Source organism: Kribbella sp. NPDC051137 (assembly GCF_040682535.1).
Lineage (GTDB): Bacteria > Actinomycetota > Actinomycetes > Propionibacteriales > Kribbellaceae > Kribbella > Kribbella karoonensis.
In genome coordinates, this window is sequence record NZ_JBFBBI010000001.1 from 29,391 (window position 1) to 53,509 (window position 24,119).

At 68.9% G+C, this 24,119-nt stretch carries 26 protein-coding genes; 17 read left to right on the forward strand and 9 right to left on the reverse strand.

What is annotated here, in order from left to right; translation table 11 throughout:
* Window positions 1-1,265: 1,265 nt before the first annotated feature.
* The 4 genes from AB0M51_RS00140 to AB0M51_RS00155 all read left to right on the forward strand — a co-directional run bounded on the left by AB0M51_RS00140 (window position 1,266) and on the right by AB0M51_RS00155 (window position 5,790).
* Entirely contained in the window at window positions 1,266-1,565 is a 300-nt protein-coding gene (locus tag AB0M51_RS00140; RefSeq protein ID WP_363747442.1) for a hypothetical protein, read from the forward strand.
* Window positions 1,566-1,835: 270 nt separating this feature from the next.
* Complete coding sequence (locus AB0M51_RS00145) at window positions 1,836-2,282, forward strand: hypothetical protein (RefSeq protein ID WP_363747444.1); 447 nt, start codon at window positions 1,836-1,838, stop codon at window positions 2,280-2,282.
* 149 nt (window positions 2,283-2,431) lie between these two features.
* Entirely contained in the window at window positions 2,432-4,114 is a 1,683-nt protein-coding gene (locus AB0M51_RS00150; protein WP_363747446.1) for an ABC transporter, read from the forward strand.
* The gene (locus AB0M51_RS00155) at window positions 4,111-5,790 is read left to right on the forward strand and encodes a GTPase (RefSeq protein WP_344190594.1); all 1,680 of its coding nucleotides are present in this window, start codon (window positions 4,111-4,113) and stop codon (window positions 5,788-5,790) included. The genes AB0M51_RS00150 and AB0M51_RS00155 overlap by 4 nt, the downstream gene beginning before the upstream one ends.
* Window positions 5,791-5,843: 53 nt before the next feature.
* Here AB0M51_RS00155 and AB0M51_RS00160 read toward each other — a convergent pair whose 3' ends face one another.
* The gene (locus AB0M51_RS00160) at window positions 5,844-6,461 is read right to left on the reverse strand and encodes an SRPBCC family protein (protein WP_363747448.1); all 618 of its coding nucleotides are present in this window, start codon (window positions 6,459-6,461) and stop codon (window positions 5,844-5,846) included.
* A gap of 81 nt (window positions 6,462-6,542) precedes the next feature.
* Window positions 6,543-7,034, reverse strand: a complete 492-nt coding sequence (locus AB0M51_RS00165) for a single-stranded DNA-binding protein (RefSeq protein WP_363747450.1) — start codon at window positions 7,032-7,034, stop codon at window positions 6,543-6,545.
* Between the two features lie 128 nt (window positions 7,035-7,162).
* Here AB0M51_RS00165 and ettA point away from each other — a divergent pair, with 128 nt between their 5' ends.
* From ettA to AB0M51_RS00185, 4 genes are all read left to right on the forward strand, one after another.
* Window positions 7,163-8,845 carry an energy-dependent translational throttle protein EttA gene (gene ettA, locus AB0M51_RS00170; RefSeq protein ID WP_344190587.1) on the forward strand — a complete coding sequence of 561 codons (1,683 nt, stop codon included), beginning with the start codon at window positions 7,163-7,165 and terminating at the stop codon, window positions 8,843-8,845.
* A 106-nt stretch (window positions 8,846-8,951) separates the two neighbouring features.
* The gene (locus AB0M51_RS00175; RefSeq protein ID WP_363747452.1) at window positions 8,952-9,293 is read left to right on the forward strand and encodes a metalloregulator ArsR/SmtB family transcription factor; all 342 of its coding nucleotides are present in this window, start codon (window positions 8,952-8,954) and stop codon (window positions 9,291-9,293) included.
* Window positions 9,290-9,766: an SRPBCC domain-containing protein gene (locus AB0M51_RS00180; RefSeq protein WP_325036818.1), complete on the forward strand. Its 477-nt coding sequence runs from the start codon at window positions 9,290-9,292 to the stop codon at window positions 9,764-9,766. The genes AB0M51_RS00175 and AB0M51_RS00180 overlap by 4 nt, the downstream gene beginning before the upstream one ends.
* Window positions 9,763-10,383, forward strand: a complete 621-nt coding sequence (locus tag AB0M51_RS00185; RefSeq protein WP_363747454.1) for a dihydrofolate reductase family protein — start codon at window positions 9,763-9,765, stop codon at window positions 10,381-10,383. Before AB0M51_RS00180 ends, AB0M51_RS00185 begins: the two co-directional genes overlap by 4 nt.
* Before the next feature lie 37 nt (window positions 10,384-10,420).
* Here the strand turns inward: AB0M51_RS00185 and AB0M51_RS00190 are convergent, their stop codons facing one another.
* Both AB0M51_RS00190 and AB0M51_RS00195 read right to left on the reverse strand, forming a co-directional pair.
* A complete protein-coding gene (locus AB0M51_RS00190; protein WP_363747456.1) occupies window positions 10,421-11,305 on the reverse strand; it encodes an aminoglycoside phosphotransferase family protein in 885 nt (294 codons plus the stop codon).
* 41 nt (window positions 11,306-11,346) lie between these two features.
* Window positions 11,347-11,787: a MarR family transcriptional regulator gene (locus AB0M51_RS00195; protein ID WP_363747458.1), complete on the reverse strand. Its 441-nt coding sequence runs from the start codon at window positions 11,785-11,787 to the stop codon at window positions 11,347-11,349.
* An 83-nt stretch (window positions 11,788-11,870) separates the two neighbouring features.
* Here AB0M51_RS00195 and AB0M51_RS00200 point away from each other — a divergent pair, with 83 nt between their 5' ends.
* On the forward strand, window positions 11,871-13,238 hold the full coding sequence (locus tag AB0M51_RS00200; protein WP_363747460.1) for an NAD(P)/FAD-dependent oxidoreductase: 1,368 nt from the start codon (window positions 11,871-11,873) through the stop codon (window positions 13,236-13,238).
* Between the two features lie 7 nt (window positions 13,239-13,245).
* Here AB0M51_RS00200 and AB0M51_RS00205 read toward each other — a convergent pair whose 3' ends face one another.
* Window positions 13,246-13,704, reverse strand: a complete 459-nt coding sequence (locus AB0M51_RS00205; RefSeq protein WP_344191223.1) for a MarR family transcriptional regulator — start codon at window positions 13,702-13,704, stop codon at window positions 13,246-13,248.
* Window positions 13,705-13,858: 154 nt separating this feature from the next.
* Between AB0M51_RS00205 and AB0M51_RS00210 the strand changes: the two genes are divergently transcribed.
* Window positions 13,859-14,428: a YceI family protein gene (locus tag AB0M51_RS00210; RefSeq protein ID WP_363747462.1), complete on the forward strand. Its 570-nt coding sequence runs from the start codon at window positions 13,859-13,861 to the stop codon at window positions 14,426-14,428.
* Window positions 14,429-14,471: 43 nt separating this feature from the next.
* Here the strand turns inward: AB0M51_RS00210 and AB0M51_RS00215 are convergent, their stop codons facing one another.
* Window positions 14,472-15,071, reverse strand: a complete 600-nt coding sequence (locus AB0M51_RS00215; RefSeq protein WP_363747464.1) for a TetR/AcrR family transcriptional regulator — start codon at window positions 15,069-15,071, stop codon at window positions 14,472-14,474.
* 73 nt (window positions 15,072-15,144) lie between these two features.
* Here AB0M51_RS00215 and AB0M51_RS00220 point away from each other — a divergent pair, with 73 nt between their 5' ends.
* Genes AB0M51_RS00220 through AB0M51_RS00230 form a run of 3 tightly spaced genes read left to right on the forward strand, consistent with a single transcriptional unit; the run spans window position 15,145 to window position 18,272 of the window.
* Entirely contained in the window at window positions 15,145-16,290 is a 1,146-nt protein-coding gene (locus tag AB0M51_RS00220; RefSeq protein ID WP_344190568.1) for an acyl-CoA dehydrogenase family protein, read from the forward strand.
* 15 nt (window positions 16,291-16,305) lie between these two features.
* Window positions 16,306-17,526 carry an acetyl-CoA C-acetyltransferase gene (locus AB0M51_RS00225; RefSeq protein ID WP_344190566.1) on the forward strand — a complete coding sequence of 407 codons (1,221 nt, stop codon included), beginning with the start codon at window positions 16,306-16,308 and terminating at the stop codon, window positions 17,524-17,526.
* Window positions 17,526-18,272, forward strand: coding sequence for an SDR family oxidoreductase (locus AB0M51_RS00230; protein ID WP_363747467.1), 747 nt, complete (start codon window positions 17,526-17,528; stop codon window positions 18,270-18,272). The genes AB0M51_RS00225 and AB0M51_RS00230 overlap by 1 nt, the downstream gene beginning before the upstream one ends.
* On the opposite strand, the gene AB0M51_RS00235 is transcribed toward AB0M51_RS00230, so the two are convergent.
* Entirely contained in the window at window positions 18,269-18,844 is a 576-nt protein-coding gene (locus AB0M51_RS00235) for a TIGR03086 family metal-binding protein (RefSeq protein ID WP_363747469.1), read from the reverse strand. The genes AB0M51_RS00230 and AB0M51_RS00235 overlap by 4 nt on opposite strands.
* A 53-nt stretch (window positions 18,845-18,897) precedes the next feature.
* On the opposite strand from AB0M51_RS00235, the gene AB0M51_RS00240 reads away from it, so the two are divergent.
* The 4 genes from AB0M51_RS00240 (at window position 18,898) to AB0M51_RS00255 (ending at window position 22,743) form a co-directional block, all read left to right on the forward strand.
* Entirely contained in the window at window positions 18,898-19,869 is a 972-nt protein-coding gene (locus AB0M51_RS00240; protein ID WP_363747471.1) for a WYL domain-containing protein, read from the forward strand.
* A 192-nt stretch (window positions 19,870-20,061) separates the two neighbouring features.
* Complete coding sequence (locus tag AB0M51_RS00245; protein ID WP_363747473.1) at window positions 20,062-20,970, forward strand: GNAT family N-acetyltransferase; 909 nt, start codon at window positions 20,062-20,064, stop codon at window positions 20,968-20,970.
* Window positions 20,971-20,973: 3 nt separating this feature from the next.
* Window positions 20,974-21,780 carry a retropepsin-like aspartic protease gene (locus AB0M51_RS00250; RefSeq protein WP_363747475.1) on the forward strand — a complete coding sequence of 269 codons (807 nt, stop codon included), beginning with the start codon at window positions 20,974-20,976 and terminating at the stop codon, window positions 21,778-21,780.
* Between the two features lie 78 nt (window positions 21,781-21,858).
* Entirely contained in the window at window positions 21,859-22,743 is an 885-nt protein-coding gene (locus AB0M51_RS00255) for a GNAT family N-acetyltransferase (protein ID WP_363747477.1), read from the forward strand.
* A gap of 13 nt (window positions 22,744-22,756) precedes the next feature.
* Here AB0M51_RS00255 and AB0M51_RS00260 read toward each other — a convergent pair whose 3' ends face one another.
* A complete protein-coding gene (locus tag AB0M51_RS00260; protein WP_363747479.1) occupies window positions 22,757-23,212 on the reverse strand; it encodes a MaoC family dehydratase in 456 nt (151 codons plus the stop codon).
* A gap of 23 nt (window positions 23,213-23,235) precedes the next feature.
* Window positions 23,236-23,991: an SDR family oxidoreductase gene (locus AB0M51_RS00265; RefSeq protein WP_363747481.1), complete on the reverse strand. Its 756-nt coding sequence runs from the start codon at window positions 23,989-23,991 to the stop codon at window positions 23,236-23,238.
* Between the last annotated feature and the right edge of the window lie 128 nt (window positions 23,992-24,119).

Sequence of the window (24,119 nt, forward strand, 5' to 3'; positions counted from 1 at the left end):
CCCGACTGCGGGCCTGGACGCATCCAGCGATGCCAACTCAGATGCCGCCAACGACTCGTCAGCAGCCGCCGGCTCGTCGGCTGCTGAGGCCGCAACCGGGGGTGCAGCCGACGCCACCGAGGCTGCCAACGCCACGGCCTCCCCCACGGCGACCTCCACAACTGACACCGACTCGGCCGACCACCCGCAAGCCACCTCCGCGGAGACCGCCGACTCTGACGGCGCGACCGACACTTCCGCGACGGCCGCCGCGACTGACTCTCCCGCGGCGGCCGACGCGACTGAAACTTCCGCTCCGGTAGACGCGGCTGACTCGACACCAGCAGCAGCTCAGCCCGCTGGCGGTTCATCAGCGGCCACCGGTGGTGGTACGACGGCCTCGCCGGACGCTGACGGCTCACCCGCCGCCTCGGCGACCAGCGGTGCTGGGACCTCGACCGCAGGCGAGACCGCCGTACCCGCGACGCCGCGCGACACTCCGTCCCGTCCATCAGTAGGCGTCGTGTACGAGCCTGACGACTCCGCGGACGGCTTCCCCCTCGAGTTCGGCAACATCATCGTGGGCCTCCCGAAGGACCCGAAGCAGACGCCCTCGACACCGCCTGATCCCACGACCGAGCCAGCCGTCCCGGAAAGAGCCTCATCCAGCGCCGCAGACCCGACCGGACACGCTCCGGCGGACGCTGACGACGGGGCCGAGTCTGACTCGGCGGACCGGGGCGTGAGCGCATCTAGGCCGCACTCGGCAGACGACGCGCACGACGCAGCGGACCCCGCACCGGCAGCGGACGCTGACGACGAGGCGGACGCGGGCAACGCGGCGGACGCCGGCAAGGCGGCGGATGCTGGCAGCGCATCTGGGCCGGGCGACGACGCGCGCGACGGAGCGGACCCCGAACGGGCAGCGGAAGCTGACGACGGGGCGGACGCTGGCAACGCAACTGGGCCGGGCGACGACGCGCGCGACGCGGTGGACCCCGAACGGGCAGCCGACGCTGACGACTCGGCGGATGCCGGCAGCGTGGCCGCGTCTGACTCTGCAGACGGGGGCAGCGCAACCGGGCCGGGCTCGGCGGACGACGCGCGTGACGCGGCGGATCCCGGTCCTGCGGATGGCGTCGACCGGGCAACTGCGTCTGCGGACGCCGCGACTGCTTCAGTTGACTCGGCGGACGCAGGAACGGGTGCAGGCGGCGTCGACTCCGAAGATGATGCCGAGACCTCGGCCGAGGCTGGTACAGGCGAGGACCTGACTGTCGCAGGGGATGGAGCAGACGGCGAGTCCGCCTCGGCTGACCCGGCCGGCGGCGCGACTCCCGCGGCTGGGATCGACCGAACACACGATGCAGACGACACGATCGGCGGCGACCCGGCGGCTGGTACGGGCGGTTCGGCTGGGGGTGACCTGGCGGACGGTTCGGCTGGGGGTGACCTGGCGGATGGTGCTGACGGAGCGGCTGAGGACGTTGACGGGGTTCAGGTCGGACCTGGGGACGTTCAACCGGATGAGGTCGGCTCGGGTGACGCTGACGGGGATGAGGCTGAGGCTGGCGACGGTGGCGTAGATGAGGCTGGGCGCGCTGGCGGGGATGAGGCTGAGCATGCTGGCGGGGATGCAGTTGGGGCTGGGGATGCTGGCGATGGTGCGGTTGTAGTTGGGGCGGACGTCGGCGGTGGTCAGGCTGCGGTTGGTGTTGCGGCTGTAGATGGGTCTGAGGTTGGGGACCGGGCCAAGGCTGTCGATGGGGCCGTGGCTGCGGATCGGGGTGAGAGCCCGGCGGGTGGCGGGGAGAGCTCTGGTGAGGGCGCTGCGGGGGCGGAGGTGGCTGCCGCTGGTGGTGACGCTGGTGGTGCTGCTTCCGAGGATGGCCCTGCGTCTCAGGACGGTGCCGTGGCCGAGGACGGCCCCACAGCCGAGGATGGTGCAGCGTCCGAGAACGGTTCTACGCCTGGCGACGGTGCTGCGGCCGGGGCTGGGGCTGCTTCCGAGGACGCTTCTGCCTCTGGCGATGGTGCGGCGGCTGGGGATGGTGGTGCTTCCGGGGACGGTGCTGCTTCGGGGAACGGTTCTGCCGCCGGGGACGGTGGTGCGGCTGGGGATGGTGCTGCGGCTGAGGATGGTGCTGCGGCTGAGGATGGTGGTGCTTCCGGGGACGGTGCTGCTTCGGGGAACGGTTCTGCCGCCGGGGACGGTGGTGCGGCTGGTGGTGGGGCTGCGTCTGAGGGTGGTGGGACGTCTGGTCGTGGGGAGGGGGCCGACGGTGGGGATGAGCCGGAGCTGACTGCGGAGGAGTTGGCGGGGAAGGTGGCGGCTGAGCAGGCTGCCATGGCTTTGATTACTGCCTTGATGAAGTTGCGGGGGGTGTTGGCGGGGAGCCAGTTGCCGCTGGAGGTGGTGGGGGCTGATGAGGCTCGCCAGCAGCAGAAGGCCATGTTGGATCAGCTGGACGACTACTTGTTGCCTCGGCTGGTGCAGTTGGAAGCTCCGATTCTTGCGGTGGTCGGTGGGTCTACGGGAGCCGGTAAGTCGACGCTGGTGAACACGGTGATCGGCAAGGTCGTCAGCGAGCCGGGTGTGTTGCGGCCGACGACGCGGTCGCCGGTGCTGATTCATCACCCGGCGGATGCGGACTGGTTCGTCGGGGACCGGGTGTTGCCGGGGATGGCACGGACTGCGTCCGAGGAGCCGGGCGGCATGGAGGACGCGGGACAGTTGCGGTTGGTGGCGGCCGACAGTGTGCCGCGCGGGCTGGCGATCCTGGACGCGCCGGACATCGACTCCGTTGTCCAGGCGAACCGTGATCTCGCGACGCAGCTGCTCGCGGCCGCCGACCTCTGGTTGTTCGTCACGACTGCGGCGCGGTACTCCGACGCGGTCCCGTGGGAGTTCCTGCAGAGCGCCTCGGACCGCAGTACGGCGGTTGCCGTGGTGCTGGACCGGGCGCCGAGCGAGACGATCGACGACATCACCGGGCACCTCGCGCAGATGCTGCTCGAACGCGGGCTGGGTGACTCGCCGTTGTTCTCGATCCAGGAGACGGTTGTCGATGGCAACGGGATGCTGCCGCAGCAGGCCGTTGCCGGGATCAAGGACTGGCTGATCGATCTGGCAGCCGACGCCGAGGCGCGCGCAGGCGTCGTACGCCGGACCCTGCAGGGAGCTGTCAGTGCGATGGTGAAGACGACTCCGCCGTTCGCGGCCGCGGTGAAGGCGCAGGCCGAGACCGCTCTCGAGTTGCGGTCCTCGGTGGAGTCGGCGTACGACCAGGGCGTCAAGGACATCGCGAAGGCGAGCCAGGACGGGACGCTGCTGCGCGGCGAGGTGCTCGCGCGGTGGCAGCAGTTCGTCGGGACCGGCGAACTGCTGAAGGGTCTGCAGTCCAACGGTGGGCGGTTGCGCGACCGGCTGAAGAACTCGCTAGGGAACAAGCCGGCCGAGACGCGAGACGTGAGCGACGCCATCCAGTCCGGTCTGGAGTCGTTGCTGAGTGAGCACGCGACGGCCGCGGCGGAGCGGGCCGAGAAGGCCTGGCAGGGCACGGCGCCAGGGCGCCAGCTGCTCAATGCTGCGGCCGACAGGCCGGCGGCCGATGGACAATCCGCAGGCGTTGAGGGGAAGGCCGGCGCGTCCGCTGCCAAGGCTGGTGCCAGTGGCAACGATGTTGTGCCCTCTCTCGGGATGTTGTCGGAACAGTTCCCGGCCGCGGCGAGCCGGGCGGTGCGGGAGTGGCAGGCGTTCGTACTCGACTTGGTCCGCAAGGAGGGCGCGGACAAGAAGTCGACGGCGAAGATCCTGGAGTACGGCGTCAACGGGCTCGGCCTTTCGCTGATGGTGGTCATGTTCGCCAGCGCGGCAGGGATCCCGAAGGGTGCTCAGACCAGCGCCGGTGTCGGGAGCGCGGTCGTCGGGCAGCGGTTGCTGGAGGCAGTTTTCGGCGACAAGGCAGTTCAGGGCATGGTGGACAAGGCACGCGAGGATCTTGACGGTAAGGTTCATGCCCTGATGGATGCCGAATTCGCCCGCTATCTGGCTGTCCTTGACCAGCATCCGGTCGACGCCGAGACGGCCAGGCAACTGACCGAGGCCGCGCGCGCGGTGGAGGACTGCACGTGACGGAAACAGTGGATACGGTCGAGACGCCCGCCCGGGCGGAGACCGATGTCCTGAAGAAGATCGACGCGCTCGAGGCGGCCGCCAAGGCCGGTGACGGCCGGCTGGACCCGGTGGTGCTCACCGAGGCCGCACAGATCGTCGACCGCGCCGGCCAACGGCTGCGGATGTCCGGTGACCTGACGGTGGTCGCGCTCGCCGGTGCGACCGGCTCCGGGAAGTCGTCGTTGTTCAACGCGCTGACCGGGCTCGACCTGGCCGCGATCGGAACGCGCCGGCCGACCAGCTCGATGCCGCTCGCCTGCGTCTGGGGCGACGAGCCGGCCGGTGAGGTCCTGAGCTGGCTGGGCATCCCGCGCCGGCACCAGGTGCAGCACCGCAGCTCGCTCGAGGAGGCGCAGTCCGAGGACCTGGACGGACTGGTCCTGCTGGACCTTCCCGACCACGACTCGACCGAGGTCGAGCACCGGCTGATCGTCGACCGCCTCGTCGAACTGGTCGACCTGCTGATCTGGGTGGTGGACCCGCAGAAGTACGCAGATGCGGCGCTGCACAACCGGTACATCAAACCGTTCGCCTCGCATTCCGGGGTGATGGTGTTCGCCCTGAACCACATCGACAAGCTGACGCCGGAGCAGCGGAAGAGCTGCCTCGAAGACCTCGACAAGCTGATCAAGTCGGACGGGCTGAAGTCGCCGACGATCGTGGCCACCTCCGCGGTCAGCGGTGACGGCCTGGAAGAGATTCGCTCCTTGCTGGTCAAGCGGGTCAGCAACAAGCGCTCCGCGCGGGAGCGGCTCGCGGCCGACGTCGACCGGGTGTCGGACCGGATGGCGAGTCAGTGCGGCAACGCGAAGACTCCGGAGATCGCCGAGGCCGACGTCGCCGAGCTCGTCGAGTCGTTGTCGGACGCGAGCGGGCTGACGGTGGTGTCGGATGCCGTACGGCGGTCCTACCTCCAGCGCGCCCGCGCGGCGACGGGGTGGCCGTTGACGAAGTGGCTCGGACGGTTCCGTCCGGACCCGTTGCGGCGGTTGCACGGCGACCAGGTGTCTCGCGAGCAGGGCAAGGCGTTGCGGAAGTCGGCGTCCAGCGAGGTCGCCATCGCACGGTCTTCGTTGCCTGCGGCAACACCGGTGCAGCGGGCCCGGATGGACGCCGCGGTGCGCACGATCACGAACAAGGCCGCCGACGGTCTGTCGCGGCCGTGGGCGGACTCGGTCCGGACGGCGATCCGGCGCCGTGAGGAGTCGCTCGGCGACGAGCTCGACCAGGCGGTCGCGCGGACCGACCTCGGAGTGTCCAGCACTCCGGGCTGGTGGAGCTTCGCCCGGATCGTCCAGTGGCTGCTGTTCCTGGTGACACTCGGCGGCGCCGCGTGGCTGATCGCCTTGCTGGTAACGCGAATCGCGCATCTGAACGAGCCGCCGCTGCCGGAGTGGAACGGCGTCCCGTACGCCTGGATCATGCTGGTCGGTGGTGCCGTCCTCGGCCTGGCGCTCTCCTTCCTCTGCCGGGTCTTCGCCACCAACGGGGCGCTGCGGCGCTCCCGGCAGGTGTCGAAGGCGCTGCGTGAGGAGCTGGAGAAGGTTGCCGACAGCCACGTTGTGGCACCGGCCCGCGACGAGCTCGCGGCGTACACCAAGTGCCGCGACAGCCTGGCCACCGCGCGCGGGTAGCGCACCGGTCCGACGGCGCGCGCCGGGGTTGAGGCGGCGCGCGCTCCGGAGAGTCAGAGCTCGGCGTCGGGGGCGAACTGCGACATCGAGATCTTGGCTGCGCTGAGGAGGTCCTCCTCGGTGGTGGTGCCCGAGGCGCGGACGACCTCGATCCAGGCGCGGACGCATTGCTCGTTGTACTTGATCACCTCGGCGGAGTTGGCCATCGCGGTCGGGTCCGTGTCCGGCGGCAGCTCGCCGGTGACGTAGAGCGCGAGGCCCAGCAGGCCGCCGTCCCACCCCGGCCCTACCCAGAGCGCGCCGGCGCCGCCGGGCGCCGGGGCCGCGTCCATCGAGTGTTCGAGCTCGAGATCGGTCGAGGAGTCCGCCGCGGCGGTGAGCCGCAGCTCGAGCAGGCTGTTCGGCCCGCCGAACGTCACCTTGAAGCGTTTCGGAGGATCGCACTCGAGGATCTCGCCGCCGGCGTTGCCCTGCAGCTGGAACGAACCGCCGACCGTCAGGTCGCCGCTCACCGGCATGAACCAGCGGCGCATCCGCTCCGGGTCGGTGAGCGCGTCCCAGACCTCCGCCGGCTCCGCTCGGTAGGTGCGGCGCATCAGCACCGTCACGGCATCGCCGGTGCGGCTGACCTCGCGCTGGACCGCGTTGATGTGCTCGAGGATGTCGATCACGGGTGGTTCCCTCTCCTGGTGGGCTGCTGGGTAGGCACCCAGAATGCCGGTCAGGACTTATATAAGTCAACGGTGAGATAGTCATGCCGCCTCCGCCGCCGGGCGTTCCGCGGACAGCGGGAGCGGAGTCGTGGTGAACTCGTCGGGCGGGTACGGTGCGGCGGTCGCCTCGGATGCCTGCGGAGCGGACTCGAACGATTCGGAGCGCGGCGCGTTCTTGGTGAAGCTCGCAGTACCGCGACTGAGGTCGTGGCCGAGAGAGAAGGCCTCGAGAATGACGCGACTGCGTTGCTCGCCGGAGTCGTCCGTCCACTCGTGGGTCCGGAGGCGACCGGTCACGATGACCGGATGGCCGACCCCGATCGAGTCGAACACGTTGCGGGCCAGACTTCGCCAGCATTCCACCGTGTACCAGGTGGTCGGCTTGTCCACGTAGGTGTTGAGGGCCTTCTCGAACTGTCGTGGGGTCGAGGCGAGCCGGAAACTGACCTGAGGCGTCTGCCGAAGCTCCTTGAAGTCTGGTTCGCTGCCGATCCTGCCGACGACCGTGATGTAGGTGTCACCGACGCTCATGATGGGTGCCTTCCGTTGGGGTTGTCGACGGAGAAGGTGCACCGATCGCGGGCGCTGCGGGCGGGTGAAGTCGGCGGCTGTGGACAACCGGTTGGGAAACGGGTAGGCGCAGCACATAGGCTCTGGGTATGGCGGAATTCATCTACACGCTTCGCAACGTCCGGAAGGCGTACGGCGACAAGGTCGTTCTCGACAACGTCACGCTGAACTTCCTGACCGGCGCGAAGATCGGCGTGGTCGGCCCGAACGGCACCGGCAAGTCCTCGCTGTTCAAGATCATGGCCGGCCTCGAGCACCCGAACAACGGCGAGGCGCGGCTGGCCGACGACTCGACGGTCGGGATCCTGCTGCAGGAGCCGCCGCTGACCGAGGGCAAGACCGTGCTGGAGAACGTCGAGGAAGGCGTCGGCGACACCAAGCAGAAGCTCGACCGCTTCAACGAGATCTCCGCCGAGCTGGCCGATCCGGACGCGGACTACGACACACTGCTGGCCGAGATGGGCGATCTGCAGACCGAGCTCGACCACCGCAACGCCTGGGACATCGACGCCCAGCTCGAGCAGGCGATGGACGCGTTGCGCTGCCCGCCGCCGGACGCGATCGTCGACAACCTCTCCGGTGGTGAGCGCCGCCGAGTCGCGCTCTGCAAGCTGCTGCTGCAGCAGCCCGACCTGCTGCTGCTCGACGAGCCCACCAACCACCTGGACGCCGAGTCTGTGCTCTGGCTGGAGCAGCACCTGCAGAAGTACCCCGGTGCCGTGATGGCGATCACCCACGACCGGTACTTCCTGGACAACGTCGCCGAGTGGATCCTCGAGCTCGACCGCGGCCGGACGTACGGCTACGAGGGAAACTACTCGAAGTACCTCGAGACCAAACAGCAGCGGCTGGTGGTCGAGGGGCAGAAGGACGCCAAGCGGCAGAAGATCCTGGAGCGCGAGCTCGAGTGGGTCCGGTCGAACGCGAAGGCCCGGCAGACCAAGAGCAAGGCCCGGTTGGCGCGCTACGAGGAGCTCGCGGCCGAGGCCGAGCGGGCCCGGAAGCTGGACATCGACGAGATCAACATCCCGGCCGGTCCGCGCCTGGGTAGCACCGTGCTCGAGGTGTCCAAGCTGGTCAAGGGATTCGGCGACCGCAAGTTGATCGACGGGCTGAGCTTCAGCCTGCCGCGGGCCGGCATCGTCGGTGTGGTCGGCCCGAACGGTGTCGGCAAGTCGACGCTGTTCCGGATGATCGTCGGCGAGGAGCAGCCGGACGCGGGCACGCTGAAGCTCGGCGAGACGGTGAAGATCTCGTACGTCGACCAGTCGCGCGGCGGCCTGGACCCGAAGAAGACCGTGTGGGAGCAGGTGTCCGACGGCCTCGATCACATCAAGGTCGCGAACTTCGAGATGCCGAGCCGGGCGTACGTCGCCTCGTTCGGGTTCAAGGGCCCGGACCAGCAGAAGCCGACCGGCGTACTGTCCGGCGGTGAGCGGAACCGGCTGAACCTGGCGCTGACGCTGAAGATGGGCGGCAACCTGCTGCTCCTCGACGAGCCGACCAACGACCTGGATGTCGAGACCCTGCAGTCGCTCGAGGACGCGCTGCTGGAGTTCCCGGGCTGTGCGGTGGTCGTGTCCCACGACCGGTGGTTCCTGGATCGCGTGGCGACCCACATCCTGGCCTGGGAAGGGACCGACGAGGACGAGGCGAACTGGTTCTGGTTCGAGGGCAACTTCGCGTCCTACGAGGCGAACAAGCTCGAGCGCCTCGGCCCGGAGGCGGCCCGCCCGCACCGGGTGACGCACCGCAAGCTCACCCGCGACTGACGCGCGCCACAAAGGACCCCGTCTCCAGCAACCGGAGGCGGGGTCTTTTCAGCCCCGAACACTTAGCCCTTGCGCTAAGTATTGAGCGAACGCAATACTTAGCCTCATGGCACAGTATGAGGTCGACGGGGTGTTTGTCGCGTTGGCCGACCCGACCCGGCGGAGCGTGATCCGGCGGCTAGGGCGCGGCCCGACCAGTGTGGGGGAGCTCGCCGCCGAGTATCCGATCACGCTGCCGTCGTTCATGAAGCACGTCCGGACGCTGGAGTCCAACGGACTGATCCGCACGGTCAAGACCGGCCGGGTGCGGACCTGTGTGCTGAACCGGGAACGGCTGGCCGTCGTCGACGACTGGCTGGCCGAGCAGCGGCGGATCTGGGAGGAGCGTACCGATCGGCTGGCGCGCTTCGTCACGGAAGAGACCGAAGAGACCGAGGAGGACGGGTGAAGGCAGAGTTCGATCCGGAGTTGGACCTGGTCGTGGAACGAGTCATTCGGGCGCCGCGGGCCAAGGTCTGGAGAGCGTGGAGCGATCCGGAGCGGTTCGCGCAGTGGTGGGTGCCGGCGCCCGCGATCTGCCGGGTACGGCGCCTCGAGTTGCGCCCGGGCGGCGCGATGGTGACCGAACTGAGCGAGGACGGTAGGGCGTTCGAGCCGCATCTCGATGCGAGCTTCCTGGTGGTGGAAGAGCTCGAGCGGCTGGTGTTCACGAACGCCATCGACAGCACCTGGCGTCCCGCGGATCCGCAGCCGATCGCGGTGACGGCCGAGGTGCTCCTTGCCGATCACGCGGAAGGAACGCAGTACCGGATCATCGCGCGGCACGGATCGGCGGCGGCGCGGGGGTTGCACGAGGAGCTCGGATTCGCTGACGGCTGGGGCGCCGTGACCAAGCAGCTCGCGGCGGTGGTCGAGGCATGAAGCTGGTACTCACGGAGTTCGTCACGCTGGACGGGGTGTATCAGGGGCCGGGTTCGCCGACCGAGGACACGAGTGACGGGTTCACGCGGGGCGGGTGGTTGGTGCCGTACATGGACGAGGTGTTCGTACGGCGGGCTGCCGAGTGGCTGCGGTCGGCGGACGGCCTGGTGCTGGGGCGGCGGACCTATGAGGCGTTCGCCCGGGACTGGCCGGCGATCACCGATCCGGACGATCCCTTCACCGAGTTGATGAATTCACTACCCAAGTACGTCGTCAGTACCTCGCTAGGTGAGGGCGGTTGGGGGCCGGTGACCGTTCTGAGGTCCCTGGGGGCCGTTGCGGAGCTGAAGGGGCGGCCGGGGTCTGAGCTGCAGGTGCACGGGAGCGGCCGGCTTGGGCAGGCACTCTTCGGGGCCGGGTTGATCGACGGGGTGCGGCTGGTGGTGGCGCCGACCGTGGTCGGTGCCGGGCGGCGGTTGTTCGATGGCTCGGGGGAGACCGCAGGGCTGCGGCTCACGCAGCACGAGGCGACCCCGGGCGGTCTGCTGCTGCTCGAGTACGAGGCCGTCGGCGCCGCACCGGTCGGCGAGTACGACGGTGTTGCGTCGCTGATCTGACCCGCCGGATGAATACCTGAGAACTGTCCCCCCGGGGTTATGCGTCTGCTTGGTGATCGGTGAGGACTTCGTCGAGCACCTGACGACTCGCAGCGGACGTGTCGTAGGTGATGAGCGCTTTCCAGAGTGCCCACCCGTGGGCGCGCGCCCACGTCGCGTCGTCCTGGGCTACTGCGTCGCGGAAGATCGCGCGGGACCGGCCGGTGAAAAAGGTGTACGCGATCACCAGGTCGCAGGCGGGATCGCCGACACCCGACGTACCGAAGTCGATGACCGCGGACAGCCGGCCGTCGCGGACCAGGAGGTTGCCGCCGGCGATGTCGCCGTGGAACCACACCGGCGGCCCGTCCCAGGAGGCGGAGAGTGCGGCGTCCCACACCTCGCGACAGAGGTCGGTGTCGACCCGGCCCTTCAGCACGGCCAGGGCCTCGACCGTCTCGTCGTGGTAGTGCTCCAGCGACGCGCCCCGGTAGAAGCTGTGCGCGCCGGCGAGCGGTCCGCCGGTGGCGTCGACGCTCTGCAGCGCGAGGACGAAGGCCGCGACCGAGCGGGCGAACTCGTCGAGGTCGTGCACGGTGCGGGCCGACGCGGTTTCACCCGAGATCCAGCGCCTGACCGCCCAGGGATGTGGATAACCCAGGCCGGGTTCGCCTTTGGCCACGGCCTCCGGGATCTCGACCGGTAGTTCCGGAGCGAGGCGGGGGAGCCAGGTGTGTTCCTTGTCGACGGCGGCGACATACGACTTGGCCGTCGGGAGGCGGGCGGTGAGTTCCGGACCTAGCCGGTACGTCCGGTTGTCCCAGCCGTCTACCGCGACCGGCGTCACGGGCAGGTCGGCCCACTGCGGGAACTGTTGTGCGATCAGTCGCCGGACGAGCGCAGCGTCGATACCGGCGCGGCCGTCCTGATGGAGTTCGGTCACGTCCAGCAGGGTTCCGGAGGAGGGCGGCGCCCTCAATCGCTTTAGCTCCTGGCTTCAGTGACCGAGTCGTGCAGGAACGCGGCGATGGTCTCGAGTTCCTCGACGGTGCGCGTCGCCAGGACGCCGGCCAGCCGGTTGCCCTGGTCGGCGTACAGCGGAGCGAGCCGCTCGTTGATCGCCTCCAGCGACGGCGTGACGACGACCTTGCGGCGGTCCGCCGGATCGGGTTGGCGGGTGACGAAGCCGTGCGCCTCGAGCCGGTCGATGACGCCGGTGACGGTGCCGGACGTCAGACCGGTGTGCTCGGTGAGTTGCCGCGGCGTCAACGGCCCGTACGTCTGCAGCAGGGTCATGAACTGGGAGTCGCTCGCGCCGAGCCCGACCTTCGCCGAGATCGCGTGATTGACCAGCACGACCTCGGCGATCAGCCGGATCATGCGCTGCTGGATCTCGCCGGTGAGCTCTTCGCGGGAACTGGTCATGGTCCGCCTCAGCATAGGGCTTGCATTTCTCTCGGGACTCCAAGATACTCGGGTTACCAAGATACTCGAAGGGACGAGAGAACATGAAGGTACTGGTAATCGGCGGCGGGACCGGCGGGCTCGCGCTGGCGCACGGTCTGTTGCGGGCCGGGATCGAGGTGGCGGTGTTCGAGCGCGACGCGCTGCGCACCGACGGCCTGCACGGCTATCGGGTCGGGATCGACCCGGACGGCAGCCGGGCGCTGCATTCGCTGCTGCCGCCGGAGTTGTACGACACGTTCGTCGCCACGAAGGCGCGCGACCCGAGGTACTTCAACATGCTGACCGAGGACTTCAAGGAGGTCTTGTCGATGGAGGTTCCGCCGTCGACGGACCCGGTCGAGAGCGAGAAGTCGATCAGCCGGATGACGCTTCGCCAGGTGCTGCTGACGGGCCTCGAGGACGTGGTCGAGTTCGGCAAGGAGTTCACCCGCTTCGAGCAGTACGACGACCACGTGACGGCGTACTTCGCCGACGGGACCGAGGCCACCGGGGACCTGCTGGTCGCCGCGGACGGATCAGGATCCCGGGTGCGTCGGCAGTACCTGCCGCAGGCGAGGACCGAGGAGACCGGAATCGTGGCGATCGCCGGCAAGCTGCCGATCACCGACGAGAGCGCGAAGTTGGTGTCGCCGAAGGTGTTCGAGGGCATCTCGATGATCAACGCACCGCGCGGGCTGTTCTGCATCATCCACGTGATGGAGTTCCAGTGGGACCGCGACGGTCGTGTGAAGCACGGGATCGGCGGCAATACCGAGGAGCTGATCCGGCGCTGGCCGGGCCTGCAGTTCGACAACACCCGCGACTACATCAACTGGGGCCTGTCGGCGACCCGGGACAAGCTGCCCGCCAACATCATGGAGCTGACCGGCGAGGAGCTGGTCAAGGTCGCGCTCGACCTGACGCCAGACTGGCATCCGAACCTGCGCCGGCTGTTCGAGCTCACCGATCGGGGCACGTGCTTCCCGGTGAACATCTGGACGTCGGTCCCGCTGGAGCCCTGGGAGAGTACGAACGTCACGCTGATCGGTGACGCGATTCACACGATGACACCCGGACGCGGGGTCGGCGCGAACACCGCGCTCCGCGACGCCGTGAACCTCTGCCGCGCGCTGATCGACGTACGCGACGGCCGCCGCGAACTGCTCGCGGCTGTGCGGGAGTACGAGACGAAGATGATCGAGTACGGGTTCGACGCCGTGATCAAGTCGCGCGCCCAGATGACCGCGGACGACCCGGCGCACAAGCCGGTGATCGGCCGGCTGGCGCTGGCGGGCATGCGTACGGCGATGCGCACGGTGAATCACGTACCGCCGTTGAAGCGGCGGATGCGCGATTCGATGCTGACCTACCGCGGTGCCGGCCGGGACGAGGCGGTGCTGGAGATCAGCCCGGCCCCGACCGGCAGGTGACAAGCGGTCAGCGCTGGCCGATGTGCTCCGAGACGGCGTCGAAGACCCGGCCGACGGCGACGAAGTCCTCGGGGCTGGCGAGGTCGACCAGGTTCTCCCGGACGCCTTGCACGTGGTACGGCGCGGCCTGCTCGAGCAGGGCGAATCCGGCGTCGGTCAACTCGGCCCAGACACCGCGCTTGTCGCTCGTGCACGACGTGCGGCGGACCAGTTCGGCGGACTCGAGGCGGCCGACGGTGTGGGTCAGGCGCGACCGGCTCTGGTGCAGCCGGTCCGCCAGGTCGGCCATCCGGAGCCGCCGGTCGGGCGCCTCGGAGAGCCGGACGAGGATCTCGTAGTCGTTGATCCCCAGTCCGAACTGACGAAGGTCGTCGTCGAGCTTCGCCATCAGGCGTGCGGTCCCCAACAGGTAGGCACGCCACGCCAGCTGCTGCTCGGCGTCGAGCCACCGAGTCCCCCGGTCCATCTCAGTCTCCATCGTCACGAGAACAGTGTACCGGGAATGTGGTTGACATTTAAACTGTTACTGCCTACTGTCGTAGTCATCGGTTGAAGTTTTAACTATTGGACCAGGCTGCGTCGCCCCCGACCAGTGGCACCACATTCCCCGAGAGGACCCCATGAGCGACACCACCACCGGCACCCTGACCAGCACGATCCCCGGCCTGGCTGCGGGTACCTACGCCATCGACACCGCGCACACCGAGATCGGCTTCACCGTCCGGCACCTGATGACCAAGGTCCGCGGAACGTTCGAGGACTTCAGCGGCGAGATCGTCGTCAAGGACACGATCGAGGACTCCGTGGCGAACGTCGCCGTCGAGCTGGCCTCCGTGCACACCCGCAACGCGCAGCGCGACGGGCACCTGCGCTCCGGCGACTTCTTCGACGCCGAGAAGAGCCCGAAGATGACTTTCGTCAGCACCGCCATCAAGGCCGAGGGCGACGACTACGTGCTCGCCGGCGACCTGACCATCAAGGACGTCACCAAGCCGATCGAGTTCGCGGTCGAGTTCCTCGGTGTCGACCAGAACGCCTACGGCCAGACCATCATCGGTTTCGAGGCCTCCGCGTCGATCAGCCGCAAGGAGTGGGGCATCGACTTCAACGTCCCGCTGGAGGGCGGCAAGCTGCTGATCGGCGACAAGGTGGACATCCACCTTGACGTCCAGGCTGCTCTGCAGGCCTGATCTCTCGCACAGAACCCCCGCGCCGTGTGGTGCGGGGGTTCTGTCATGCCTGGACCATCCGGTGGGCGAGGTCGGCGTACAGCTGGCCGAGCGCGGCCGGGTCGCCGCGGTGGGGGGTGTACCAGCGGGCGACGTCGATCGACAGCGACAGTACGGCCAGTGTGGTGCCCGGCAGGTCGCTGACGGCGAACTCGCCCGCCTGGACGCCGTCGGCGAGCACCTGCTCGATCTGGCTCGAGATGGCGCGGCGGATCGTCGCGACCTCGGCCAGGTGTTCGGGGGAGAGGGCGGCCAACTCGTACTGCACCACGCGGGCGATGGTGTGGTGCCGGGCGTGCCAGGCCGTGAATGCGGCGACGAGCGACCGGAGGCGGTCGGCGGGGGTCGCGCCGGTGTCGGCGGAGCGCAGGACCTCCAGGGCCGCGTTGTGGCCGTACAAGCTGATCTCGAAGAGCAGGCGTTCCTTGGACGGGTAGTGGACGTACAGGGCGGCGGGGCTCATGCCCGCGCGGGATGCGATGTCGCGGGTCGTCGTCGCCTCGAAGCCGCGCTCGGCGAACGCATCGACGGCGCCGGTCAGCAGGCGCCGCGCTGCGGCGGGCTGGACGTGCTCCCAGACCAGGGGGTCGGTGACTGCGGACACGTTGACACCTTGCACCAAACGCGTGAAGCTAAGCAAGCGCTTAGCTACTCGTCTCACGCCTTGGGGAGGCCACATGGAGCGCGTCATCTTCAACGAGGACCACCACGCATTCCGCGCCAGTGCGAAGGAGTACTGCGACCGCTCACTGGTGCCGCGGATGGAGCAGTTCCTCGAAGAGAAGACGATCGATCGCGCCGTCTGGCTGGAGGCCGGCAAGCAGGGCTTCCTCGGCCTGGACGTGCCGGAGGAGTACGGCGGTTCGAGCGTCGGCGACTACCGGTTCAACGCGGTGTTCGCAGAGGAGGTGTCAAAGGTCTCCGCGTCGCTGTCGAGCTGTTTCGGCATCCACTACGACTGTGCCGCGCCGTACTTCGTGGACCTCGGCACCGAGGAGCAGAAGCAGCGCTGGCTGCCCAAGTTCTGCTCCGGCGAGTACGTCGCCGCGATCGGGATGACCGAGCCGTCCGGCGGGTCGGACCTGGCCGCGCTGAAGACGTCCGCGAAGAAGGCCGACGGCGGCTGGGTGCTGAACGGGTCGAAGACCTTCATCACCAACGGCGACATGGCCGACCTGGTCATCGTCGCCGCCCGCACCGACCCGTCCAAGGGTGCGAAGGGCATCACGCTGTTCGTGGTCGAGGAGGGGATGGCCGGGTTCGCCCGCGGCCGCAAGCTGGACAAGGTCGGCCAGACCGAGTCCGGTACGTCGGAGCTCTTCTTCGAGGACGTCTTCGTTGCCGATGACAACGTCCTCGGCGAGGTGGACCGCGGCTTCATCCATATGATGGAGCGGCTCGCGCAGGAGCGGATCGGCGCCGCGGTGTCGAACATCGCGCACGCCACCCAGATCCTCGCCGAGACGATCGACTACATCAAGCAGCGCAAGGCGTTCGGCCAGCCGGTCGGCTCGTTCCAGTACAACAAGTTCCTGGTCGCCGAGCTGGTCACCAAGGCCGAGGTGACCCAGGCGTACGTCGACAACGCGATCGTGGCGCACGACGAGGACCGGCTGTCCGCGGTCGACGCCGCGAAGACGAAGTGGTGGAGCGCCCACGTGCAGAACGAGATCCTGGACGCGTGCGTGCAGTTGCACGGCGGGTACGGGTACATGAACGAGTACCGGGTGGCCCGCGCCTGGCGCGACGCCCGGGTGACGAAGATCTGGGCCGGCTCGAACGAGATCATGAAGGAACTCATCGGCCGCGATCTGGGCCTGTAGAAAGGGATCCGGGAAATGCCTGAAGCAGTCATCGTCTCGACGGCACGCTCGCCGATCGGCCGCGCGAACAAGGGTTCGCTGACCACGATCCGGCCGGACGACCTGGCCGTGCAGATGATCAAGGCGGCGACCGAGAAGATCGGCCTGACCGGCGACCAGGTCGAGGACCTGATGCTCGGGTGTGCGGAACCGCACGACGAGCACGGCGGCAACATGGCCCGCCGGGTCGCGGTGCAGCTGGGCTGGGACAACACGCCGGCCACCACGGTGAACCGGTTCTGTGCGTCTTCGACGCAGACCGCGCGGATGGCGTACCACGCGATCAAGGCCGGCGAGGGCGACATCTTCGTCAGCGCCGGTGTCGAGTGCGTCTCGCGGTACAAGAACTTCGGGTCGGCCGGGGTCGGGGACCCGAGCTCGTTCAACCCGCTGTTCACCGACGCGGTGGCACGGACCGAGAAGTACGCCGAGACCAACGACACCTGGCACGACCCGCGGCAGGACGGGCAGCTCCCGGACATCTACATCGCGATGGGGCAGACCGCGGAGAACGTCGCGACGCTGCGCGGGATCAGCCGTGCCGACCAGGACGTCTTCGGCGTCCGCTCGCAGAACCTGGCCGAGAAGGCGATCGGCAACGGGTTCTTCGAGCGCGAGATCGCGCCGGTGACGCTGCCGGACGGGACAGTGGTGAGCAAGGACGACGGGCCGCGGGCCGGTACGACGCTGGAGAAGGTCAGCCAGCTGCAGCCGGTGTTCCGGCCCGACGGCACGGTGACCGCCGGCAACTGCTGCCCGCTGAACGACGGCGCGGCGGCCGTGGTGATCATGAGCGACACCAAGGCGCGGGAGCTCGGGCTGACGCCGCTGGCGCGGATCGTGTCGACGGGTGTCAGCGGTCTGTCGCCGGAGATCATGGGCCTGGGTCCGGTGGAGGCGTCGAAGCAGGCGCTGGCGCGGGCCGGGATGAGCATCAACGACATCGACCTGGTCGAGATCAACGAGGCGTTCGCGGTCCAGGTGATCGGATCGGCGCGCGAGCTCGGCATCGACGAGGACAAGCTGAACGTGCACGGCGGCGCGATCGCGCTCGGCCACCCGTTCGGGTCGACCGGTGCGCGGATCATGACCACGCTGGTGAACGGCCTGCAGTTCGAGGACAAGCAGTTCGGCCTCGAGACGATGTGCGTCGGCGGCGGGCAGGGTATGGCGATCGTGCTCGAGCGCCTCAGCTGATGCAGGGCCGGACAGCGATCGTCACCGGAGCCTCGCGCGGGATCGGGCTGGCGGTCGCTCAGCGTCTGGTGGCCGACGGCGCGCGCGTCGTCATCACCGGGCGGACCCAGGAGACGCTCGACGAGGCTGTGCAGAGCCTGGGCGGTCGTGAGCACGCGCTTGCGATCGCGGGCAATGCTGCAGACGCTTCGCATCGCGGGGCGGTCGTCGCTGCTGCGGTGGCGACGTACGGCTCGGTGGATCTGCTGGTGAACAACACCGGCATCAACCCGATCTACGGGAAGCTCCTGGACGTGGACCAGGCGGTTGCGGCCAAGATGGTCGACACCAACGTGCTGGCTGCGATCGCTTGGGTCAAAGCGTGCCGCGACGCCTGGATGGGTTCACACGGCGGCGCCGTCGTGAACCTGTCCTCGGTGGCCGGTCTGGCGCCTTCGCCCGGCATCGGGTGGTACGGCGCGACCAAGGCGATGCTGTCCCGGGTCACGCAGGAGCTGGCGATGGAGTTGGCTCCCGGGATCCGGGTGAACGCAGTGGCTCCGGCGGTCGTCAAAACCAAGTTCGCCGGAGCGCTTTACGAAGGGCGTGAGGACAAGGTCGCGGCGGCGTACCCGTTGGGTCGTCTGGGCCGGCCGGAGGACGTTGCGTCGTTGGTGTGGTTCCTGCTGTCCGACGAGGCGTCCTGGATCACCGGCCAGACGATCACGATCGACGGCGGCCTCACGCTGAACGGCGGGATCGTCTAGGGCTGACGACCCTGCCAGGCGGCCAGTTGGTCGTACGGCGACGCGTCGTCGGCCACTGGCACCACCGCGCCGAACGGGACGTGGCCGCCGCGCTGGTCGGCCGGAATGAACTGCCGGACCATCGGCAGCACCTGGGTCGCCAGGTCGTCGTCCAGTTCGCTCACCCGGCCAGTGGCCTTGGCCAGGTCCCAGGAGTGCGTCGTGAGTTCGCCTGTGTAGCCGGCGATCGCGGCAGCACCCGGCAGGGTCCCCCACGGCAGCTTGCAGATCCGGCCGAGGACTGTGTCGTCGGCGAGCGTCTCGTCGAGTGCGGCGCGGCGTACCTTCCAGGCCGTCGGTACGTCGTCGACGTCCGTGGCGATGACGGGGATGGTCAGCGGGTCGCCGCCGTTCAGCGCGAGGTTGATCCGGGCGACGACCGAGACCAGATGGCCGAGCAGGGTACGGACGTCGTACTCGTCGCAGGGCGTCGGTAGCGCGAGGTGTTCGGGGTCGGTGGTGGTGACGAGCTGCTGCGTCTGGTCGAGGGCGCGGACGAACAGCGGGCGGGGATCGTTGTCGATGACGGTCATGAAGAGAGCGTCGCAGGGTATATACGACATCCTCTGTCCCATATTGTTGGGACATGCGGGCGGACCGGTTGTTGCAGATCATCCTCTTGTTACAGCGGCACGAGCGGTTGAGCGCGCGCGAGCTGGCGGAGCGGCTGGAGGTGTCCTCGCGGACGGTGATGCGGGACATGGAGGCGTTGTCCGCGGCCGGTGTGCCCGTGTACTCCGAGCGGGGGCGTAACGGGGGCTGTGTGTTGCTGCCGGGGTACCGGGCCGATGTCAGTGAGCTCACTCCGCGGGAGGCGCAGGCGTTGTTCGCGTGGTCCGGCCGCGCTGCGCTGTCGGAGGAACTAGGACTGCAGGACGCGCTGCACTCCGCGATGGGCAAGCTGTCCGCGACACTGCCGGTAGAGCTGCAGGACGACGCGGACGCGCTCTCCGGGGCGATCGTGGTCGACCGGCGCCGGTGGTTCGCGGACGCCGAGGACACCGGCGCTCTGCCGGTACTACGGCAAGCAGTCGTGAAGCGCCGCCGGGTGCGATTGCGGTACGCGTCGGCCAGTGAGGGCGTGCAGCAACGAACGGTCGACCCGTGGGGTCTGGTGGAGCAGGCGGGACGCTGGTACCTCGTGGCCGCGCACCGCGGGGCCGCCCGGATGTACAGGGTGTCGCGGGTCGAGGAGGCCGGCCTTCTGGACGAGGCAGCGGAGCGGCCCGACGGGCTCGACGTGCGGGCGGAGTGGGAGCGGTTGCGGTCCGGGCTGGAGCGACAGGCGCCGGTCGGCGTCGACGTACTGGTCCGGGTCCGGCCGGGCAGGGTCGAGCTGATCCGGCGGATCAGTGCGCCGATGCTGGCGAAGGGGGAGGTGCCGCGCGAGGTGCCGTCCGACGACGAGTGGCCGCATCTGCGGTTGCACTTCCGGGTCCGGGAGGCGGCGTGCGGCGTACTGCTCGGGTTCGCGGGTGATCTGGAGGTGCTGGAGCCGGAGGACCTGAGGGGCCGGATGCTGGAGTTGGCACGGGCCGCGGTGGCGACGTACGGCTGAGATGCGGACGCCCCGCCGCCGGTGACCCCGTCGCGTGCAACCACGATGGCACTTCCGGCGGTCGGGGCATTCAGTCCGACAGCACCGCGCCACTTTAGTACGAGTTCTCCCCACAGCCGAATCACGGGACTCGCGCGATCACGTCTCTTAATGCGTGGCGTGCGTACGGCGCGCTGGTTAGGGTCCGGGAACATGAGGACTCGGGCGGTGGTACGGCAGGCCGTGGCAGACGACGCGGAGGCGGTAGCGGCGGTACGTCGGGTGGTGGCGCCGTACAAGGCGATGTCGCCCGCGGCCGTCCGGCACATGCTGACCGTGCAGTCACCGGGCGAGCGGTTCCTTCCGCTGGTCGCCGAGCGCGACGGCGAGATCGTTGCCTGGGCGTCGGCCGGCCTGAACGTGTGGACGAGTGAGCCCGGGCAGTCCGAGCTGGCCATCTACGTGCACCCGGAGCATCGCAAGCAGGGCATCGGCAGCGAGCTCGCCGGGCGGCTGCATCAGCATCTGACCGAGGTCGGCGCGGTCCGGGTGCGCTCGTTCGTCCAGCCCGAGGGGCTCGAGTTCGCGCGCAACCTCGGGTACGACGGGACGCGGCAGATGCACTACGCCGGGCTGGAGCTGACCGGGCTGCCGGAGCAGCCGCCGACGCCGGACGGGATCGAGCTGGTGTCGCTGGACGCGGTGGACCCGCGCGCGGTGTACGAGGCCGACACGATCGCCTCGCTGGACGAGCCGAGCGACTCACCGCTGGACGCGGTCGAGTACGACCGATGGGTCGAGGAGATCTGGGACAGCCCGTCGCTGGACAGGTCGCTCAGTGTCGCTGCGATGGCCGGCGACGAGGTGGCGGCGTTCACGGTCGTCGAGACCGCGGTCGACCGGATGTGGTCGGGCATGACCGGCACGGTCCCGGCGTACCGCGGGAAGGGGCTCGCGAAGCTCGTCAAGTCGGTCGCGCTGCGGAAGGCGGCCGCGGCCGGCATCACGTCGGCGTACACGTCGAACGACGACAGCAACGCTCCGATGCTTGCCGTCAACAACTGGCTCGGCTACCACCGCGTGCAAACCGAGCTGGGTCTGCTGCGGTCGCTGGCGAGCTGAGCCATGACGACCGTCGCGTTCGACCGGGTGGAGCACCTCGTCCGAGCACCGGTGACCGTCGGCGACACACCGCACCGGTTCCTGGTCGACACCGGGATCGGGATCACCGTGCTGTCCTCCGTGGTCGCCGAGCAGGTGGGCGCTGTCGCAACCGGCGAGACGTACACCGGCCGGCGGATGTCCGGTCAGGCGGTCGAAGTGCCGCTGGTGCGGGTGCCGCGGATCGGGTTCGGTGGGTACGTGGTCGATGGGCACCTGGCCGGAGTCGCGGACCTCGGCGACGTGGACCTGTTCGGGGGGATCCTCGGGCCGGCGTACTTCGAGGGTCACACGGTCACCACGGATCCGGCCGCGATGACGCTGACGGTGCAGCCTCGTGAGGAGTTCCGGGGCGGCGGGGTGGCGATTCCGCTCGACGTACGACGGGAGGCGGTGTCGGTCGACCCGTTCGTACAACTCGTGCTGCCGAGCGGGCGGGAGATCACCGTCGAGGTCGACACCGGATCGGGGAGCCTCATCCTGGACACGCGGTTTGCCGTGGACTGTGAGGTTGATCTGAGCGGCTCGGAGGTGACGACGCGGACCGGGGTCGACGAGACCGGGTACGAGTGGACGCGGTACTGGGCGACGGTTGCCGGCGGCGTGTATCTCGCGGCGGCTCCGGAGACGGTGCAGCAGGCGCCGAAGGTGCAGTTCCAGGAGATCATTCACGACGGGCTGGTCGGGGCCGACTACCTCGATCGGTTCCGGACGACGTTCGACGTCACCGGCGCGAGGCTCTTTCTCGAACCCTCTGAGACAGAGCTGTAATCGGTTTCCTTCCGGTCTGCACCTGAAAGGACGTTAGATTCCGGGTACTTGGTTGTTGGAGTGCCCAAGGAGTTTCGGATGGAGATCAGGGCGGCGGCCGCGGGAGACGTCGATCAGGGGCTGGCGCTGCACGACACGCTGGTGCCTTACCTGGTGACCACTCGGGGCATGTTGACCCGGCGGCTCGCGCGGCCTGCCGAGCCGGGAAGGGCGACGTTCGCGGCCTTCGACGGCGGGGAACTGGTGGGGTGGGCAACGACCGACCTGATCGGCGGGTCGGATCCGTCGGCCGGCGAGCTACGGCTGCTCGTCCGGCCGGAGCACCGCCGCCGGGGGATCGGTACGCAGTTGCTGGCGGCAACGCACGCGAACCTGCGGGCGGCGGGCGCGACGACTGCCCGGGTGTTCGCGGATCCGTCGTCGGTCGAGTGGGCCGCGCAGTTCGGGTACCGGCAGACGCGGCGGGTGGTGTACGCCGGCATCGATCCGCGGCACGCGCACGACCAGCCCGAGCCGCCGTCCGCCGTAAAACTCGTCACGCTCACCGAGGTACGGCCAGAGGCGCTGTACGCCGTCGACGTCGTTGCCCAGCGCACCAAGCCCGGGGACGCGAAGATCTCCGCTCGGCCGTACGACGAGTGGCTCGCCGCGGTGTGGCGGTCCGAGGACACGGTGCTCGACCTGAGCGTGGCGGCGACGTACCGCGACGAGATCGTGGCGTTCACGCTGAGCCTCGGCGACCACACGATGATCTGGTCGAAGATGACGTCGACGCTGCCGGAGTACCGCGGCCGCGGCCTCGCCAAGCTGGTGAAGGCGGCCGCCCTGCAGCGCGCCGCCGACGCCGGCGTGCGGGGCGCGTACACGGCCAACTACGACGGCAACACGCCGATGCTCGCCGTCAACGAGTGGCTCGGCTACCACCGGATCGCGACCCACGCGGTGCTGATCTGCCCGCTCTAGTGTCCTGAGGACACTAAGGCACGAGCAGTACGACGGTCTCCGCGACGCAGGCGGGTTTGGTGGAGTTCTGGAGTTCGATGACCCAGTTGAGGGACACCTGGACACCGGCCGGGGTCTCGACCGCGTTCGAGATCGAGGCGCCGGCGCGGACCCGGCTGCCGACCGGGACCGGCGCCGGGAAGCGGACCTTGTTCACGCCGTAGTTGAGCTTCGCCGTCACGCCCTCGACCTTGAACAGCTCGTCGCCGAAGCGGGCGATCAGGCTCAGCGTCAGGTAGCCGTGCGCGATCGTCCCGCCGTACGGGCCCTTCGCTGCCCGCTCGACGTCGACGTGGATCCACTGGTGGTCACCGGTCGCGTCGGCGAACTGGTTCACCTGCTCCTGGGTGATCTCCAGCCACTCGGACTCGCCGAGCGTCGTGCCGACGGCGTGCACCACCTCGTCGACGCCGTTGAAGGTCTGCGGCATGTCGGCTGCTCCTCAGTTCCGTGTCAGTTGCGGGGTCCGCCGGCGACGTACAGGACCTGCCCGGAGACGAAACCGGCCTCCTCGCTGCAGAAGAACGACGCGGCGGCGGCGATGTCCTCCGGCTTGCCGGTGCGCTGCACCGGGATGGTCGCGGCGGTCGCCTTCTTGAACTCCTCGAAGTCGACGCCGACCCGGGCCGCGGTGGCGGCCGTCATGTCGGTCTCGATGAAGCCCGGGGCGATCGCGTTCGCGGTGACGCCGAACTTGCCCAGCTCGATCGCCAGCGTCTTCGCCAGGCCCTGCAGGCCGGCCTTCGCGGACGCGTAGTTCGCCTGGCCGCGGTTGCCGAGCGCCGACGTCGACGACAGGAAGACCATCCGGCCGTACTTCGCCTCGACCATGTGCGCCTGGCAGGCCTTCGACATCAGGAAGCTGCCCTTGAGGTGCACGGACATCACCGTGTCCCAGTCGTCCTCGGACATCTTGAACAGCAGGTTGTCCCGCAGTACGCCGGCGTTGTTCACCAGGATCGTCGGCGCGCCGAGCTCGGTGGCGACCCGCTCGACGGCGGCGGCGACCTGGTCGGACCTGCTGACGTCGGCGCCGACCGCGATCGCCTTGCCGCCGGCCTCGGTGATCGCCTTGACGGTCGCCGCGCAGGCTGCCTCGTCGAGGTCGACGACCGCGACCGCGTTGCCGTCCGCGGCGAGCCGCTGCGCGACGGCCGCGCCGATTCCCCGGGCCGCCCCGGTCACGATCGCCACCCGCTGCGTGCTCATCCACTGCTCCAATCGGTCAACTGGTCTTGCCGAAGATGACATTACCCATGGGCTGTCACGTCGGATGTACCCCGGATGACATGATCGTCGTGTGGATCATCACAGACCGGGGCGGTGGGGTGGGGAAA

What these genes read in the sequence shown, in the direction of transcription:
- AB0M51_RS00240 (WP_363747471.1), top strand. Translation starts at nt 18,898, where the DNA reads ATGCGGGCGGACCGGTTGTTGCAGATCATCCTCTTGTTACAGCGGCAC.
- AB0M51_RS00220 (WP_344190568.1), top strand. Translation starts at nt 15,145, where the DNA reads ATGGAGCGCGTCATCTTCAACGAGGACCACCACGCATTCCGCGCCAGT.
- AB0M51_RS00265 (WP_363747481.1), bottom strand. Translation starts at nt 23,991, where the DNA reads ATGAGCACGCAGCGGGTGGCGATCGTGACCGGGGCGGCCCGGGGAATC.
- AB0M51_RS00175 (WP_363747452.1), top strand. Translation starts at nt 8,952, where the DNA reads ATGGCACAGTATGAGGTCGACGGGGTGTTTGTCGCGTTGGCCGACCCG.
- AB0M51_RS00165 (WP_363747450.1), bottom strand. Translation starts at nt 7,034, where the DNA reads ATGAGCGTCGGTGACACCTACATCACGGTCGTCGGCAGGATCGGCAGC.
- AB0M51_RS00235 (WP_363747469.1), bottom strand. Translation starts at nt 18,844, where the DNA reads ATGACCGTCATCGACAACGATCCCCGCCCGCTGTTCGTCCGCGCCCTC.
- AB0M51_RS00245 (WP_363747473.1), top strand. Translation starts at nt 20,062, where the DNA reads ATGAGGACTCGGGCGGTGGTACGGCAGGCCGTGGCAGACGACGCGGAG.
- AB0M51_RS00255 (WP_363747477.1), top strand. Translation starts at nt 21,859, where the DNA reads ATGGAGATCAGGGCGGCGGCCGCGGGAGACGTCGATCAGGGGCTGGCG.
- AB0M51_RS00230 (WP_363747467.1), top strand. Translation starts at nt 17,526, where the DNA reads ATGCAGGGCCGGACAGCGATCGTCACCGGAGCCTCGCGCGGGATCGGG.
- AB0M51_RS00260 (WP_363747479.1), bottom strand. Translation starts at nt 23,212, where the DNA reads ATGCCGCAGACCTTCAACGGCGTCGACGAGGTGGTGCACGCCGTCGGC.
- AB0M51_RS00140 (WP_363747442.1), top strand. Translation starts at nt 1,266, where the DNA reads ATGGAGCAGACGGCGAGTCCGCCTCGGCTGACCCGGCCGGCGGCGCGA.
- AB0M51_RS00185 (WP_363747454.1), top strand. Translation starts at nt 9,763, where the DNA reads ATGAAGCTGGTACTCACGGAGTTCGTCACGCTGGACGGGGTGTATCAG.
- AB0M51_RS00250 (WP_363747475.1), top strand. Translation starts at nt 20,974, where the DNA reads ATGACGACCGTCGCGTTCGACCGGGTGGAGCACCTCGTCCGAGCACCG.
- AB0M51_RS00150 (WP_363747446.1), top strand. Translation starts at nt 2,432, where the DNA reads ATGTTGGATCAGCTGGACGACTACTTGTTGCCTCGGCTGGTGCAGTTG.
- AB0M51_RS00225 (WP_344190566.1), top strand. Translation starts at nt 16,306, where the DNA reads ATGCCTGAAGCAGTCATCGTCTCGACGGCACGCTCGCCGATCGGCCGC.
- AB0M51_RS00195 (WP_363747458.1), bottom strand. Translation starts at nt 11,787, where the DNA reads ATGACCAGTTCCCGCGAAGAGCTCACCGGCGAGATCCAGCAGCGCATG.
- AB0M51_RS00210 (WP_363747462.1), top strand. Translation starts at nt 13,859, where the DNA reads ATGAGCGACACCACCACCGGCACCCTGACCAGCACGATCCCCGGCCTG.
- AB0M51_RS00205 (WP_344191223.1), bottom strand. Translation starts at nt 13,704, where the DNA reads ATGGACCGGGGGACTCGGTGGCTCGACGCCGAGCAGCAGCTGGCGTGG.
- ettA (WP_344190587.1), top strand. Translation starts at nt 7,163, where the DNA reads ATGGCGGAATTCATCTACACGCTTCGCAACGTCCGGAAGGCGTACGGC.
- AB0M51_RS00200 (WP_363747460.1), top strand. Translation starts at nt 11,871, where the DNA reads ATGAAGGTACTGGTAATCGGCGGCGGGACCGGCGGGCTCGCGCTGGCG.